At 33.8% G+C, this 15,690-nt stretch carries 13 protein-coding genes; 12 read left to right on the top strand and 1 reads right to left on the bottom strand.

The window, feature by feature from the left end:
- The first annotated feature begins 4 nt into the window (after positions 1–4).
- The 10 genes from secA to MN187_RS06000 all read left to right on the top strand — a co-directional run bounded on the left by secA (position 5) and on the right by MN187_RS06000 (position 11,894).
- Positions 5–2,533: a preprotein translocase subunit SecA gene (gene secA, locus MN187_RS06045; protein ID WP_241699103.1), complete on the top strand. Its 2,529-nt coding sequence runs from the start codon at positions 5–7 to the stop codon at positions 2,531–2,533.
- Between the two features lie 64 nt (positions 2,534–2,597).
- A protein-coding gene (prfB, locus tag MN187_RS06040) for a peptide chain release factor 2 (protein WP_117972935.1) occupies positions 2,598–3,693 on the top strand; the annotation gives its coding sequence in 2 pieces (ribosomal slippage) (positions 2,598–2,669 and positions 2,671–3,693; 1,095 coding nt in all).
- A 133-nt stretch (positions 3,694–3,826) separates the two neighbouring features.
- On the top strand, positions 3,827–4,513 hold the full coding sequence (gene ftsE / locus MN187_RS06035; protein ID WP_117972934.1) for a cell division ATP-binding protein FtsE: 687 nt from the start codon (positions 3,827–3,829) through the stop codon (positions 4,511–4,513).
- Complete coding sequence (gene ftsX / locus MN187_RS06030; protein WP_117972933.1) at positions 4,506–5,393, top strand: permease-like cell division protein FtsX; 888 nt, start codon at positions 4,506–4,508, stop codon at positions 5,391–5,393. Before ftsE ends, ftsX begins: the two co-directional genes overlap by 8 nt.
- A gap of 114 nt (positions 5,394–5,507) precedes the next feature.
- A complete protein-coding gene (rapZ, locus tag MN187_RS06025; RefSeq protein WP_117972932.1) occupies positions 5,508–6,404 on the top strand; it encodes an RNase adapter RapZ in 897 nt (298 codons plus the stop codon).
- Complete coding sequence (gene mgfK, locus MN187_RS06020) at positions 6,401–7,393, top strand: gluconeogenesis morphogenetic factor MgfK (protein WP_241699101.1); 993 nt, start codon at positions 6,401–6,403, stop codon at positions 7,391–7,393. Before rapZ ends, mgfK begins: the two co-directional genes overlap by 4 nt.
- Positions 7,394–7,411: 18 nt before the next feature.
- Entirely contained in the window at positions 7,412–8,344 is a 933-nt protein-coding gene (gene whiA / locus MN187_RS06015) for a DNA-binding protein WhiA (protein WP_117972930.1), read from the top strand.
- Positions 8,345–8,495: 151 nt separating this feature from the next.
- The gene (locus MN187_RS06010; RefSeq protein ID WP_241699100.1) at positions 8,496–8,837 is read left to right on the top strand and encodes a putative DNA-binding protein; all 342 of its coding nucleotides are present in this window, start codon (positions 8,496–8,498) and stop codon (positions 8,835–8,837) included.
- A gap of 12 nt (positions 8,838–8,849) precedes the next feature.
- The gene (ffh, locus tag MN187_RS06005; protein ID WP_117972928.1) at positions 8,850–10,283 is read left to right on the top strand and encodes a signal recognition particle protein; all 1,434 of its coding nucleotides are present in this window, start codon (positions 8,850–8,852) and stop codon (positions 10,281–10,283) included.
- Positions 10,284–10,448: 165 nt separating this feature from the next.
- Complete coding sequence (locus MN187_RS06000; RefSeq protein WP_241699099.1) at positions 10,449–11,894, top strand: amidase family protein; 1,446 nt, start codon at positions 10,449–10,451, stop codon at positions 11,892–11,894.
- 21 nt (positions 11,895–11,915) lie between these two features.
- Here MN187_RS06000 and MN187_RS05995 read toward each other — a convergent pair whose 3' ends face one another.
- Positions 11,916–13,130, bottom strand: coding sequence for an FtsW/RodA/SpoVE family cell cycle protein (locus MN187_RS05995; protein WP_117972924.1), 1,215 nt, complete (start codon positions 13,128–13,130; stop codon positions 11,916–11,918).
- A 190-nt stretch (positions 13,131–13,320) separates the two neighbouring features.
- Between MN187_RS05995 and MN187_RS05990 the strand changes: the two genes are divergently transcribed.
- Positions 13,321–14,484: an MFS transporter gene (locus MN187_RS05990; protein WP_158559432.1), complete on the top strand. Its 1,164-nt coding sequence runs from the start codon at positions 13,321–13,323 to the stop codon at positions 14,482–14,484.
- A gap of 80 nt (positions 14,485–14,564) precedes the next feature.
- A complete protein-coding gene (locus tag MN187_RS05985) occupies positions 14,565–15,533 on the top strand; it encodes an asparaginase (protein WP_117972922.1) in 969 nt (322 codons plus the stop codon).
- Positions 15,534–15,690: the final 157 nt, after the last annotated feature.

Genomic DNA, 15,690 nt, shown 5'->3' with positions numbered 1-15,690 from the left:
TTTCATGGCTAATTTTTTAAAACAATTAATCGAAAATGATAAAAAAGATTTAAAACGCTTAGGGCATATGGCTGATAAAATTGATAAACTAGCACCACAAATGTCAGAGTTATCAGATGAAGAATTAAAACAAAAAACTGAGGAATTTAAAGCACGTTATGCTAAAGGTGAAACATTAGATGATTTACTTTTTGAAGCATTTGCAGTTGTGAGAGAAGCAGCTAAACGCGTTCTGGGATTATTTCCATATAAAGTGCAAATGATGGGTGGAATCGTACTACATGAAGGTGGCATTCCAGAGATGAAAACTGGTGAAGGTAAAACCTTGACTGCTACTATGCCGGTTTATCTAAATGCGTTATCAGGTGAAGGGGTACACGTTGTAACCGTCAATGAGTACTTATCAACGCGTGATGCAAGTGAGATGGGTGAGTTATATAACTTTTTGGGTCTAACAGTTGGATTAAATATTAATTCAAAATCTTCGGATGAAAAACGTTTAGCTTACTCATGTGATATTACTTATTCAACAAATAATGAATTAGGATTTGATTATTTAAGAGATAACATGGTTGTCTATAAAGAACAAATGGTTCAACGTCCATTAAATTTTGCTGTAGTGGATGAGGTCGATTCAATTTTAATCGATGAAGCTAGAACACCATTGATTATTTCTGGTCAAGCTGAAAAATCAACTGCTTACTATACAAGAGTTGATAATTTTATCAAAACATTAACGGAAGAAGAAGATTATAAAATTGATGTTCAGTCAAAGACAATTAGCTTGACTGAACAAGGTATTACGAAAGCTGAAAAATATTTTGATGTTGACAACCTTTATGATATTGAAAATACGTCTTTAACACATTATGTGGATCAATCATTACGTGCTAACTATATTATGTTACGTGATATTGACTATGTCGTTCAAGAAGGTAAAGTATTAATCGTTGATCAATTTACTGGTCGTATCATGGATGGTCGACGTTATTCAGATGGTCTTCATCAAGCGATTGAAGCCAAAGAAGGCGTAGACATTGAAGATGAAACAAAAACAATGGCAAATATTACATTCCAGAACTATTTCCGTATGTATAAAAAATTATCTGGTATGACTGGTACAGCGAAAACAGAAGAAGAAGAGTTTAGAGAAATTTATAACATGCAAGTTATTCAAATTCCGACAAACAAACCAATCATTCGTGATGATCGTGCGGATTTATTATACCCAACACTATCAAGTAAGTTCCATGCAGTAGTGAAAGATATTAAAGAGCGTCATGAAAAGGGCCAACCAGTATTAGTGGGGACAGTTGCCGTTGAAACCTCAGAGTTATTATCTGATTTACTGAATAAGGCAAAAGTACCGCATCAAATTTTAAATGCGAAAAATCACTTTAAAGAAGCAGAAATTATCATGAATGCTGGACAAAAAGGTGCTGTGACGATTGCAACAAATATGGCTGGTCGTGGTACAGATATTCGTTTAGGCGCTGGTGTACGTGAAGTCGGTGGATTAGCTGTTATCGGGACTGAACGTCATGAGTCTCGCCGTATTGATAATCAGTTACGTGGACGTGCGGGTCGTCAAGGAGATCCAGGTATGTCACAATTCTATCTATCTCTTGAGGATGATTTAATGAAACGTTTTGGTTCTGAAAGAATCAAAATGTTCTTAGATCGAATGAAGTTAGAAGAAGAAGATGCTGTCATTCAAAGTAAAATGTTATCTAGACAAGTTGAATCGGCCCAAAAACGTGTCGAAGGAAATAACTATGATACACGTAAAAATGTCTTACAATATGATGATGTGATGCGTGAACAACGTGAAGTTATCTATAAACAACGTCGTGAAGTAATCATGTCAGATATTGATTTAGAGCCTGTTTTATTAGGAATGGTTGAGAGAACTGTGGATCGCTATGTTGATGGACATACTCAAGGTGAGAAAAAAGATTGGAACCTTGAAGGATTAGTAGACTTTGTTGGTTCAGCTATTACGCATGAAGATGCCATTAGTTTATCTGATTTTGAAGGTAAAACACCTGAGGAAATGAAAACATTCATTTATGACAAAGCAAAAGCTATCTATAATGAAAAAGCAGAAATTTTAAGTAGTGAAGAACAGTTATTAGAATTCCAAAAAGTGGTTATCTTAAGAGTAGTCGATACAAAATGGACAGACCATATTGATGCGATGGATCAATTAAGAGAATCTATTGGATTACGTGCTTATGGACAAAATAATCCATTGGTTGATTATCAAACTGAAGGATATGATATGTTTAATAATATGGTTGGTGCGATCGAATATGAAGTCACTCGCTTATTCATGAAATCTGAAATCAGACAAAACGTTCAACGTGAGCAAGTGGCTCAAGGTGATGCTGTTAAGCCAACTTTAGAGCAAGGACAAGTATCTAATGATGAGAAAAAACAACCGATTCGTGTTGACGAAAAAATCGGACGCAATGATTTATGTCCATGTGGCAGTGGCAAGAAATATAAAAATTGTCATGGTAAACCATCATAATAAATCAAGAAGCGACTTAGTTTAACTGAGTCGCTTCCCTTATTTAAAGAAAGGGAGATAATTAATGGAAATTAGCGATATAAAAAATGAATTAGGTAAAATCGAAACAAAAATAACAAATTTTAGGGGGTCTCTTTGACTTAGAGTCGCTAGAAGAACAAATTGCTGAAGGTGAATACGAAATGGCTACGCCTGGCTTTTGGGATGATAATGAAGCTGCTCAGATAGTGATTGATAAAGTGAATCAATTAAAATCGCAATATGATACTTTTAAAAAAACTGAGGAAGCTTATGAGGAATTAGAAATCTTACTGGAAATGGCTGAAGAAGGTGATGAAGAGTCACAAAAAGAATTAGAAGAAAAGTTAGTAAAAACGATTCAAATTGTAGAAGAGTATGAATTAGCTCAACTACTTAATGGTGAGTATGATCAAAATAATGCAGTTTTAGAACTTCATCCTGGAGCAGGTGGAACAGAGTCACAAGATTGGGGAAGTATGCTTCTTAGAATGTATACTAGATGGGCCGAATCAAAGGGATTTCAAGTTGAAACAGTTGATTATCAAGCTGGAGATGAAGCAGGGATTAAAAGTGTCACACTTTTAATCAAAGGATACAATGCCTATGGTTATTTGAAGTCTGAAAAAGGCGTTCATCGATTGGTTCGTATTTCGCCATTTGATTCCAACTCGAGACGTCATACATCCTTTTGTTCAGTTGATGTGATGCCAGAGTTAACAAATGATATTAATATTGAAGTCAAACCAGATGATATTAAAGTTGACACATTCCGTGCTAGTGGAGCTGGTGGTCAGCATATTAATAAAACAGACTCAGCTGTCAGAATCACCCATATCCCAACAGGATTTGTGGTATCTAGTCAGGCTCAGCGTTCTCAATTAAAAAATAGAGAGCAAGCGATGAGCATGTTAAAAGCAAAGTTATATCAATTAGAAATTGAAAAACAAGAACAAGAAGCAGCTGCGATTAAAGGTGAGCAGTTAGAAATAGGCTGGGGTTCACAAATACGATCTTATGTGTTTCATCCGTACTCGATGGTTAAAGACCATCGAACAAATTACGAAGTGGGAAATACTCAACCAGTAATGGATGGAGACTTAGATGGTTTTATTGACGCTTATTTAAGATGGAAGTTGTAATACTTTATTTGACAGTTAATAAGTAATTGATATATATTTGTAATCAAATCCTAAAGAAGACATGTTATACTGTATTCGGATTGATTATTATATATTAGTCAAAATAACAATAACAAGTTGGAGAGATAAACTTATGATAGAGATGAAGAAAGTAACAAAGAAATACTCCAATGGGACAACAGCGATTCGTAATTTATCCATTACAATTAATCAAGGTGAGTTTGTTTATGTCGTTGGCCCAAGTGGGGCAGGTAAATCAACTTTCATCAAATTAATGTACCGTGAAGAAGCCGCAACTAAAGGAACATTAAATGTTTGTGGATATGATTTATTAACGATAAAAAATCGTAATGTTCCTTATTTACGTCGTGAAATAGGTATTGTATTTCAAGACTACAAGCTTTTGGCACATAAAACAGTGTATGAAAATGTTGCCTATGCCATGCAAGTAATCGGAAAAAAACCACGTGAAATCAAACGTCGTGTACTAGAAGTACTTGATTTAGTTGGGTTAAAACATAAAGTTCGTGTTTTTCCTGATGAATTATCAGGTGGGGAACAACAACGTGTGGCAATTGCAAGAGCCATCGTGAACACACCAAAAGTACTTATCGCAGATGAACCAACAGGAAATTTAGACCCAGAAAATTCATGGGAAATTATGGAGCTATTAGAGCGAATTAATAATCAAGGAACAACGGTTGTTATGGCCACACATAATAGCACAATTGTAAATAAAATTCGTCATCGCGTATTAGCTATTGAAAATGGCCGTATCACAAGAGACCAAGACGAGGGGGATTATGGCTACGATGATTAGTAATTTTTTTAGACATATAGGTAGTGCATTGAAGAATTTAAAAAGAAATGGATGGATGACTTTAGCATCTATTAGTGCTGTAACCGTGACATTAACGCTTGTTGGAATTTTTCTAGGTGTTATTTTAAATGTTGCAAAAATTGCAGATGATATAAAAGATAATGTGGATGTTTCCGTTTTCATTGATATTGGAACACCTGAAAAGGAAGTAAAAGAATTAGGTGAAAAGTTAAAAGATATTGATGGGGTCAAAGACGTTACTTTTTCTAGTAAACAAAACGAATACAAAAAGTTAGTAGATAAGTTGGGGGATACATGGAAACTTTTCGGTGAAGATGAGAATCCATTGTATGATGTTTATGTTTTAACAGCTTCTAACGCAGAGGATATACCAGATATACAAAAGGCAGCATCTAACTTACCAAGTGTGCAAAAGGCTGATTACGGTGGACGAAATTCCGATAAGTTATTCAAGATTTCTAAAGATGTAAGATTATGGGGGACCATTGCAGCCGTCTTCTTACTAGGAGTAGCAGTATTTTTAATTTCTAACACAATTCGTATCACGATTATTTCAAGAAAACGTGAGATTCAAATTATGCGTCTTGTAGGAGCTAAAAATGGTTTTATTAAAGGACCATTCTTCTTAGAAGGAGCATTTATTGGTCTACTGGGATCTGTGATACCTGTTTTGCTTGTAACGTTTGCTTATCCGAGAGTATATGTTATTTTTACAAAGAGTATGATTGCTAATGCATCTTATGATTTGATTGCTCCAGGTAATTTAATGTGGCAATTAAATACATTACTCATCGTCGTAGGTGTTGTGATTGGTTCAATAGGTTCTGTGATGTCTATGAGGCGATTCTTAAAAATATAATGTATAAAAAAGAAATAAGACAGTTGTCTTATTTTTTTTTATCTATTTTTTCACAGATGATACACCAGGTATGTTATAATTGAGAGCAGAGAGTATGGAGAAGGAGTGATGTAAATGACTGAAAATCAGATTGATAGTTTACAATTAGTCGTCATTACTGGAATGAGTGGTGCTGGTAAGACAGTTGCAGTACAAAGTTTTGAAGATATGGGATATTTTTGTATTGATAATTTACCACCAACATTAATCCCAAAGTTTTGGGAACTAATTAAAGAGTCAGGTAAAATCACTAAAATTGCATTAGTTATTGACTTAAGATCACGTGCATTTTTTGAAGAAATTCAAAGTATGCTAATTGAAATAGAAAATACTAAATTAGTGGATACCACTGTCATGTTTTTAGATGCCTCGGATCAAGAATTGGTTTCACGTTATAAAGAGACAAGGCGAGCTCATCCACTTGCCATGGATGGACTAGTTACAGAGGGAATTAAGAAAGAAAGAGCTTTGCTTGAAGAATTAAAAGGAGAGGCACAGTTAGTGATTGATACAACTGAACTAGCTCCTAGGGAATTAAGAGAACAAATCATGGAAAATTTTAAAAATCATGATACAGATACTTTCCGTGTCGAAATGGTTTCTTTTGGTTTTAAATATGGATTACCAATTGATGCAGATATTGTGATGGATGTAAGGTTTTTACCTAATCCACATTATATTGATGAATTGCGTCCATTAAATGGAAAAGACAAGCCAGTATATGATTATGTTATGAACTCTGAAATGACGGAATCGTTCTATCAGAAATATGAAGAGTTGATTTTAGATATTTTACCAGGCTATATAAAAGAAGGAAAAATGAGTTTGACTATCGCGATTGGTTGTACTGGAGGACAACATCGTTCAGTAGCATTGACTGAGAGATTAGGAAAAAAAATCTCTGAAGACTATAAAACAAATATTACCCACAGAGATATGATGAAACGTAAGGAATCAGTTAATCGTTCATGAAAACATATCGTATAAGGAAGCCTAAAATTGTTGTGATTGGTGGCGGAACAGGCTTACCAGTCATATTACATGGTTTGAGAGATCAAAGTGCTGATATTACAGCGATTGTAACAGTAGCAGATGATGGTGGGAGTAGTGGGCTTCTTCGTCAGAGTATTAATATGAGTCCTCCAGGAGATTTAAGAAATGTTTTAGTGGCGTTATCTGATATGCCACAAATGTATGAAGATATTTTTCAATATCGTTTTAAAAAAGAAGATAACTTCTTAGCTAATCATACGATTGGTAATTTGATTATTGCAGCAATGTCTGAAATGAAAAATAGTACTTATGAAGCAATCCAGTTATTAAGTAAGTTTATGCATGTGGATGGACATATTTATCCAGCAAGCGAGCAATCCATGACATTACATGCTAAATTTGTTGATGGAACAGAGGCAACAGGTGAAAGTACTATTGCCAAAGAACGAAAGAAAATTGATTACGTTTATGTCACTAACTCAATAGATGGCACACCAGTCAAGCCTGCTAGAAAGGTTATTTCAAGTATTCGCGATGCAGATATGATTGTGTTAGGACCTGGTAGTTTATTTACTAGTATTTTACCTAATTTGATGATTAAAGAGCTAGGTGAAGCGGTTTGTAAATCAGAGGCTGAAGTAGTATATATTTGTAACATTATGACACAAAAAGGCGAGACTGAGTATTTTTCTGATGCCGATCATGTACGGGTATTGCATCATCATTTAGGTAAACAATTTATTGATACCGTATTGGTCAATACAGAGTCAGTACCTGAAAATTACATTGATCCAGCTGTTTATGATGAGTATTTATTACAAGTTAAACACGATTTTCAAGGCTTACGTGATGAAGGATGTCGTGTGATATCGACCGACTTTTTAGAGTTAAAAAATGGTGGAGTTTTCCATGATCGAACCAAAGTAGTTGAAGAGCTGTTTCGTTTGGTTTTTGGAGTAAAATATTAAAAGAATGGGGTGCTTAGAGTGTCTTTTGCATCGGATGTTAAAAAAGAACTGACTACTTTGGAAGTTCATAAAGAACATGCAAAGGCTGAATTGGCAGCTTTAATTCGAATGAACGGGTCTGTAACATTAGCTAATAGACAATTTGTATTAAATGTTCAAACTGAGAATGCTGCAATAGCTAGACGTATCTATACACTATTAAAAGATCATTATGAAGTAAATAGTGAGTTGTTAGTGCGACGAAAAATGAAATTAAAAAAAAATAATGTTTATATCGTTCGTTTGAAACAAGGAACAAAAGAAATATTAAATGATTTAGAAATCATGGATGGTGCGATGTTTAATCCCCATGTTTCAGATAGTATCATGGGGAACGAACAAAAAATGCGTTCTTATTTACGAGGGGCATTTCTAGCAGGTGGTTCAGTTAATAATCCTGAGACAAGTCGTTATCACTTAGAAATTTATTCAATGTATGAAGATCAGTGCGTTGATCTATGTGACATGTTAAAATTTTATGGATTAAACGGACGAGTGGTTGAAAGGCGTACAGGATTTATCACTTATCTCAAAGGTGCAGAAGAAATTGCCGATTTTTTAGTGTTAGTTGGGGCGACAAATGCTATGTTAAAATTTGAAGATGTTCGAATTGTACGAGATTTACGTAATTCAGTTAACCGACTAATGAATTGTGAAAATGCCAATATGAATAAAACGGCAGATGCTGCAAAACGTCAAATTGAGAATATCCGTTTAATCAAAGCAACCGTTGGATTGGAGCAATTACCTGAAAAATTGAGGGAAGTCGCAGAAATACGTCTGGAAAATCCAGAAATTAGTTTAAAAGAGCTAGGGGAAATGATCCCTTCTGGTCCAATAACAAAATCAGGTATTAATCATCGCATCCGAAAAATTAATGAATTTGCTAATAATTTAGCTCAAATAAAGTAAAAAATGTTAACTATTTACCTTATCTGTTAAAAAGAGTTGTTTGTTTAGCTGGTAAGGTTTTTATGTATTTTTCCTCTAAATATCTTGATACAAGTATGATATAATGTGAAAGTAATTATAACCAAGATAGTTAAGTTAAAGGAGGGAAAAAATGGAAATTGAAAAAACAAATCGAATGAATGCTTTATTTGAATTTTATTCAACTCTTTTAACAGAAAAACAAATGAATTATATTGAACTTTATTATGCAGATGACTTTTCTTTAGGTGAAATAGCTGAGGAATATGATGTGAGTCGTCAAGCTGTGTATGATAATATAAAACGTACTGAAAAATTACTAGAAACTTATGAAAAAAAACTACATTTGTATTCAAATTATGTGGTACGACAAGAGATGATTGATGAAATCAAATCATTGCTAAAAGAATCTTATCCAAAAACAGAAATGATTTATGATTTATTAGATAAAATTCAAGAAATAGAAGAAGAGTAGGGGTTTAAAAATATGGCTTTTGAAAGTTTAACAGATCGCTTACAAGTAGCGATGAGTAAATTAAAGAAAAAAGGGACGGTAAAAGAAGAAGACGTAAAGGACATGATGCGTGAGATTCGTCTAGCCTTACTTGAAGCCGACGTTAACTTACAAGTCGTTCGTGGCTTTGTCAAAAGTGTTGGAGAACGCGCAGTCGGTGTTGAAATTCTGGAATCGTTAAATCCAACCCAACAAATTGTTAAAGTAGTGGATGAGGAACTAACTAAAGTATTAGGTTCTGAGGCAGTTGGGTTAAATAAATCACCTAAGATACCGACAATTGTCATGATGGTCGGTTTACAAGGGGCTGGTAAAACAACCTTTACAGGTAAGATATCTAACTTTTTAAAACAAAATGAGAAAGCTAGACCATTATTGATTGCAGCCGACGTGTATCGTCCTGCTGCGGTGGATCAATTAAAAGTCATTGGTCAACAACTAGATATTCCAGTTTTTGATATGGGAACAGATGTTGATCCAGTTGAAATTGTTCGCCAGGGGTTAGAACAAGCTAAAGCAAATAAAAATGATTATGTGTTTATTGATACGGCAGGTCGTTTGCATATTGACGAAACTTTAATGGATGAGTTAAAACGTATTAAAGATTTTGCTCAACCTAATGATATTCTACTAACAGTTGATGCGATGACAGGTCAAGATGCGGTAACAGTAGCTCAAAGTTTTGATGAACAACTAGATGTGACAGGGGTTGTGTTAACAAAACTTGATGGTGATACTCGTGGTGGGGCAGCCCTTTCTATTCGTGCGATTACTGGAAAACCAATCAAATTCATTGGTACTGGTGAAAAATTAACTGATATTGAAGTATTCCATCCTGATAGAATGTCTAGTCGGATTCTTGGTATGGGAGACATGTTAACCTTAATTGAAAAAGCACAAAAAGAATATGACGAAGAAAAAGCAGAAGAATTAGCGCAAAAAATGCGTGAAAATAATTTTGATTTTAATGATTTTATCGAACAACTTGATCAAGTAATGGGCATGGGGCCATTAGAAGATTTGATCAAGATGATTCCAGGAATGAATAACATGCCTGGTCTTGACCAATTACAAGTTGATCCAAAAGATGTGGCTCGTAAAAAAGCGATTGTCTTCTCAATGACACCTGAGGAACGAGAAAATCCAGAATTGTTAAATCCAAGTCGTAGAAGGCGTATTGCAGCAGGTTCAGGTAATTCAGTTGTTGAAGTCAACCGTATGATTAAACAATTCAATGAATCTCGTAAAATGATGCAACAAATGTCTAAAGGAAACATGCCAGCTGGACTTGAAAATATGATGGGTAGTGGTGTACAAGGTAAATTAGGTAAGATGGCTATGAATAGAATGATTAAGAAAAATAAAAAGAAAATGAAAAATAAAAACAAAAAGAAAAAGAAAAAATAAGAGGAGGCTATGAGCCTCCTTTTTTTATAAAACAATGTTGTCTTTTTTTTATTCTTATTATTGATTAAATCGTTTAATTAACATAATTTAACCTTATTTTATAGTAAAAACGCCACAAGATAGTTAGACTTTATGTATCTTATTAAATAAAAGGAGTTTTATCGGATGAAAGATGCGACCTTTTGGGCAAATGAAATTAAACAAAAACACATATCAGTAGAAGAATTATTAAATGAAACATATAGTAAAGTTATCAAACATAGTGAATTAAATTGTTTCGTTGGATTCGATGAAGAAAGCTATCATCAACTATTACAGTCTTTAAAAACGTCTAATCAAGAAAGCCCATTTTATGGGGTACCTTTTCCATTAAAAAATATTGGTCAACAAAAAAAAGGATGGCTTAATACTGCTGGAGCTAAGTTAATGACTGGTAATCAATCGTCATCAACGGATAATTACGTGAAACAGATAGAAGAAGCTGGATTCATTCCATTTGGTAAAACCAATGCACCAGAATTTGGATTTAAAAATGTGACAGATCCTTTAATCTATGGCGTAACAAAAAATGCTTGGAATAAAGATTATCATGCAGGGGGTAGTAGTGGTGGTGCTGCTTCAGCCATAGCTTCAGGTGTTATCCCATTAGCAGGCGCAAGTGATGGTGGTGGTTCTATTAGAATTCCAGCGAGTTTTTCTGGATTATTAGGACTAAAACCAAGTCGGGGGAATATAGTGACAGGACCTGATGAGTGGCGTGCTTGGCAAGGTGCTTCTGTTAATTTTGTGTTGGGCGTTTCAGTCAGAGATGCAAGAGCGATGCTAGAGATATTAAAACCGACACAACAAATTTCACCATTTTTAGTCCCACAAAATTTTTATAAACAGAAAAAAACACTAAAAATAGCTGTTTGCAATGACTCACCAGTTGGCAATAAGGTCTCACATGCAGCCAAACAATCAGTTGAGAAAGCTATTAAATTTTTAGTGAGTGAAGGACATGATGTGGTTGAAATTCCCTATCCGGTTAATGGAGATGAGTTAATTCGAAGTTATTATACAATGAATGGCGGAGAAACATCTGCCATGATGACTTCATTCAAAACACATTTGCAACGAGAATTATCTATTGAAGATATGGAACAAATGACATGGACGTTATATCAGTATGGCGAAACATTATCTGCCTCAGATTATGTTCAAAGTTTTTACGCATGGGATAAAGCTACACAAGTTATGGAAGAATTATTTGAGGAATATGATTTGTTTTTATCACCATCTGCTACAACAACAGCTCCTAAAATAATAGAAGATTTACAAAGTAATCAAATTCGACAATCAATGAGGATGGCACATGAATTGACTAAAAATGAATTAGCAGAATTAGTGTATGCGATGTTTGAAAAAAGCTTGCACATGACACCCTACACGCAGTTAGCTAATTTAACAGGTCAACCTGCGATTAATTTACCAATCTATGTAGCAGAAAATGGGTTACCAATTGGCGTTCAATTTATGGCTGCTAAAGGAAACGATAAACTACTCCTTGATGTGGCAGAATTATTCGAATACCATCAGCAATTCGTTTTGCCAATGTATTATAATCATTAAATAAACATGACTAAGAGGGAATTAAACCTCATTAGTCATGTTTATTTGTTTGTAAGGTTGTATTTCTAAAGCGTGTCCTTCATATAGTTGATGACGTTTTTCATCGGCGCTAATATTAAGAGCAATACCAACTAATATGGATAATGTCATTAAGTTAGATCCTCCGTAACTCATGAAAGGAAATGGCACACCAGTCATTGGCATAATACTTAAAATCCCACCTAGATTAACAAATGATTGAAGTAAAATTGCTGTGCTAATTCCAATACAAGCCAAAGAGTTAAAGGCATTAGTTGAACGAATCCCAATGGATAAAATTCTTAGAATTAGATAGAAAAGAATCATTAAAATAATAATACTGGCGATTAATCCGAGTTCTTCCATGGTGATAGAAAAAATAAAGTCCGTTTCAGCAACTGGTAAGAACCCTTTTTTCTGAATACTTTTTCCTAACCCTTTACCAAACCACCCACCATTGTAAATCGCAAAATATGAGTTTACTAATTGGAAACCATTGTTTAACTTATCCTCGAACGGATTACTCATTACAGAAAAGCGTTTATATACATGGGAAAAACGCTCAGGTATTAGCATCCCCCCATTGAACATAACAATTTGCCAAACTAGTCCAATAAACACGACAAGCCCGCCAAAACTTAGAAAGGTATACCCCGCAGGAATCCCACTTGAGAGAATTAATACAGAAAATAAGAAGAAAATAATGGCTGCACCGCCAACATTTGGTTGAATTAACACTAATAAAATCATCCCACCAACGATGGCAGTCGGGACCATAACAGATTTGAAAAAATCTTGATTGATGGTTTCCTGTCGTTTTGAAAAAATAAACGCACAATAGAGAATAGTTGAAATCATAACAAATTCTGATGGTTGAAAACTAAAACTACCAATAGAAATCCACCTTTGTGCCCCACTTATTGTCTTTCCAAGACCCAAGACACTGGTGGCAACGAGTAAAATATATGTAAGACCAAGCATAATTTTTTGAAAAAGATCTGTTTGATAAACCTTTAATTTTGTTTTATAAATAACAGCAATTAAAATTAGCGAAATCACAAAGAAAATCCCTTGCTTGGTTGCAATAGAAAAAATACTTTTTCCTTGCTGGTTGAGTTTATAAGAGCTAGCACTAAAAATCATGATGATACCAATAATATTTAGTACAATATATGGAATCAAAATTTTAAAATCTATAAATTGTAATTTTTTTCTCATGGAGAAATCCCCTTTATTACGAATACATTTTTATATATACTAGACTAGTATAACAAAAAATAAGGCTAAAAAAAGATGATTTAACAAAAAATAATAATTTTATAAGGAATAGGAAGAATTTAAAGTATCCCTATCTGAAGTATTAGAATAATGGTATTATAGTGGAGTTGATAGCTAAGGAGAGTGTATGATGAAAAAAAAGGTTGAAATGAATTCTTTTACTGCCATGGCAATTTTATCGATTTCATTTATTTTGACAAGTGGGGTGTCGATAAATGGTACGTTACCATTTATAAAAAAATCGCTTGAATTAACGCAAGTTAAAGCAGAGTTACTTAGTACCATTCCGAGTATTACAGTGATAATATTTATTCTATTATCTTCTAGTATCTCAAAAAAAATAGGAATGAAAAAAACAGTGGTGATTGGATTACTACTGGTTTGTCTAGGCGGAGTATTACCAAAGTTTATCTCAAATAATTATCTGATGATATTTCTTGGACGGCTATTATTAGGAGCTGGATTTGGTATGTATAATGCGTTGTCCGTCAGTTTTATAAATGGATTATATAGTGGAAGAAAACGTTCTGAATTGTTGGGGATTAGAAACGCGATCGAAGGGCTTGGTCAAATGGTTTTAACGTTTGTTGCGGGATTACTTATTACCATAAATTGGACCAATGCTTATCTTATCTATTTTTTAAGTTTGCCAATCGCGTTATTTTTTTACCACTATGTTCCAGAAGTTGAGATACAAACAGATAGAAAAAAAAATCCTTTTTCATTAAGCAAGCCACTTGTTTTTACAGCTATTTTTGCTTCAAGTTTGGTGATGAATTCAATTGCTGTAGCTGTCAGATTTCCATCATTAGCAATTGAGTTAAAAGGTGAGACGATTAATACTAGTTTATTTCTATCTATTATGCCGGCATTAGGGATTATTGCGGGATTTCTTTTTGAAAGAGTTATTCGATTATTTCATTTTAAAGTCATTTATGTTGCGTTAGGTATTAATATTTTATTTAATTTATTTGTCTATTTATCTGATTATTCGTTTATCTTACTACTTATCGGATTATTTATTTCAAGCGTTCCGGTGGCATGGATTTTACCTTATATTTTTAACCATATCGAACAAATTGCTAAAGGCGTAGATATTAATCAGTCGACATCGGTTATTTTTATTGGTTGTAATTTAGGTGTTTTGTTATCTCCAGTTATGATGAGTCTATTAAATGGACTATTTCATACAACAGATTTAAAATTTCCTTTCCTATGTTTTGTGGTATTTTATCTAATAGTACTATTAGTGATTCGACTAAACCATGATAAAATTGAGAAATTCATGAATTAAAAATGAGAATTTATTCCCCTTTAGCGTTTTATGATAAAGATAAGTCTATAATGGTTTTATAAAATGATGAGGTGAAAGAAATGAAAAGAGTACTCGTTTTACACACAGGCGGAACGATTTCCATGACGCAAGAAGATGGTGTAGGGGTTAGCTTATCCAATAAACATCCACTAGGTGATAAATTTTTACCATTACCAAAAGACATAGACTTAGTTGTTGAAGAGGTATTCAATTTACCCTCACCACATATCACCCCTAAAGAGATGTTATTATTAAAAGAGCGTATCGTAAAAGCCCAATCAGAAAATTTTGTGGGTGTTGTGATAACTCATGGAACCGATACGTTAGAAGAAACAGCCTATTTTTTGGAATTGACATTGAAAAATAATTTAGCAATGGTATTAACAGGAGCAATGAGAAGTAGTAATGAAATAGGATCAGATGGGTTGTATAACTTTAGGCAGGCAATTATTACAGCTGCCCATGAATCAGCTCGTGATAAAGGTGTGTTGGTTGTGATGAATGATGAAATACATGAGGCACGATTTGTCACAAAAACCCATACAACAAGTGTCGATACCTTTCGTGCTCCAACTTTTGGTCCAATCGGTATTTTATCCAAAAACAAACCTATTTTTTTAAAGGATGTTATCGAAGAAGAAGTTTATCCAATTACAACAGTGGAAGGAACTATTCCTATTATTAAGGCTTATGCTGGTATGGATGGAACATTATTTGATCTATTAACAGAACGAAGCATCGATGGGATTGTGATAGAAGCTCTTGGTGCTGGAAATTTACCTCCAGCTGTACTGCCGAGTTTGGAAAAAGTTTTACAAAAGAATATTCCTATAGCTCTAGTTTCAAGATGTGCCAATGGCATAGCAGAAGATATATATAGTTATGTTGGTGGAGGAGTAGAATTAAAAAATATGGGCGTGATGTTTGTTAGAGGTATTACTGGTCCTAAAGCACGATTGCGTCTATTAGTTGCATTAAATGCTAAACTCAATAAAGAAGAACTTAGACATTATATGACTGAAATTTAATTAAATAGACAAGATAAAAAACAGATAGAATTGGCTATCTGTTTTTTTATTTGATAGGTATCAATTTAATTATTATTATAACTAGCGTTATCTAGGTTTTATAAACGAATATGTATTTGTTGTTTGTCTTGTTTGATGGAACATTATTTAATTTGTC

It is taken from the genome of Vagococcus sp. CY52-2, assembly GCF_022655055.1.
Classification (GTDB): domain Bacteria; phylum Bacillota; class Bacilli; order Lactobacillales; family Vagococcaceae; genus Vagococcus.
Note: the sequence above shows the minus strand (reverse complement) of the source record. Positions and strands in the feature narration are given on the sequence as shown.

Coding starts and splice junctions, on each gene's coding strand:
- MN187_RS05995 (WP_117972924.1), bottom strand. CDS start 13,130: ATGAGAAAAAAATTACAATTTATAGATTTTAAAATTTTGATTCCATAT.
- secA (WP_241699103.1), top strand. CDS start 5: ATGGCTAATTTTTTAAAACAATTAATCGAAAATGATAAAAAAGATTTA.
- MN187_RS05985 (WP_117972922.1), top strand. CDS start 14,565: ATGAAAAGAGTACTCGTTTTACACACAGGCGGAACGATTTCCATGACG.
- ftsX (WP_117972933.1), top strand. CDS start 4,506: ATGATTAGTAATTTTTTTAGACATATAGGTAGTGCATTGAAGAATTTA.
- MN187_RS06010 (WP_241699100.1), top strand. CDS start 8,496: ATGGAAATTGAAAAAACAAATCGAATGAATGCTTTATTTGAATTTTAT.
- mgfK (WP_241699101.1), top strand. CDS start 6,401: ATGAAAACATATCGTATAAGGAAGCCTAAAATTGTTGTGATTGGTGGC.
- rapZ (WP_117972932.1), top strand. CDS start 5,508: ATGACTGAAAATCAGATTGATAGTTTACAATTAGTCGTCATTACTGGA.
- ftsE (WP_117972934.1), top strand. CDS start 3,827: ATGATAGAGATGAAGAAAGTAACAAAGAAATACTCCAATGGGACAACA.
- MN187_RS05990 (WP_158559432.1), top strand. CDS start 13,321: ATGAAAAAAAAGGTTGAAATGAATTCTTTTACTGCCATGGCAATTTTA.
- ffh (WP_117972928.1), top strand. CDS start 8,850: ATGGCTTTTGAAAGTTTAACAGATCGCTTACAAGTAGCGATGAGTAAA.
- MN187_RS06000 (WP_241699099.1), top strand. CDS start 10,449: ATGAAAGATGCGACCTTTTGGGCAAATGAAATTAAACAAAAACACATA.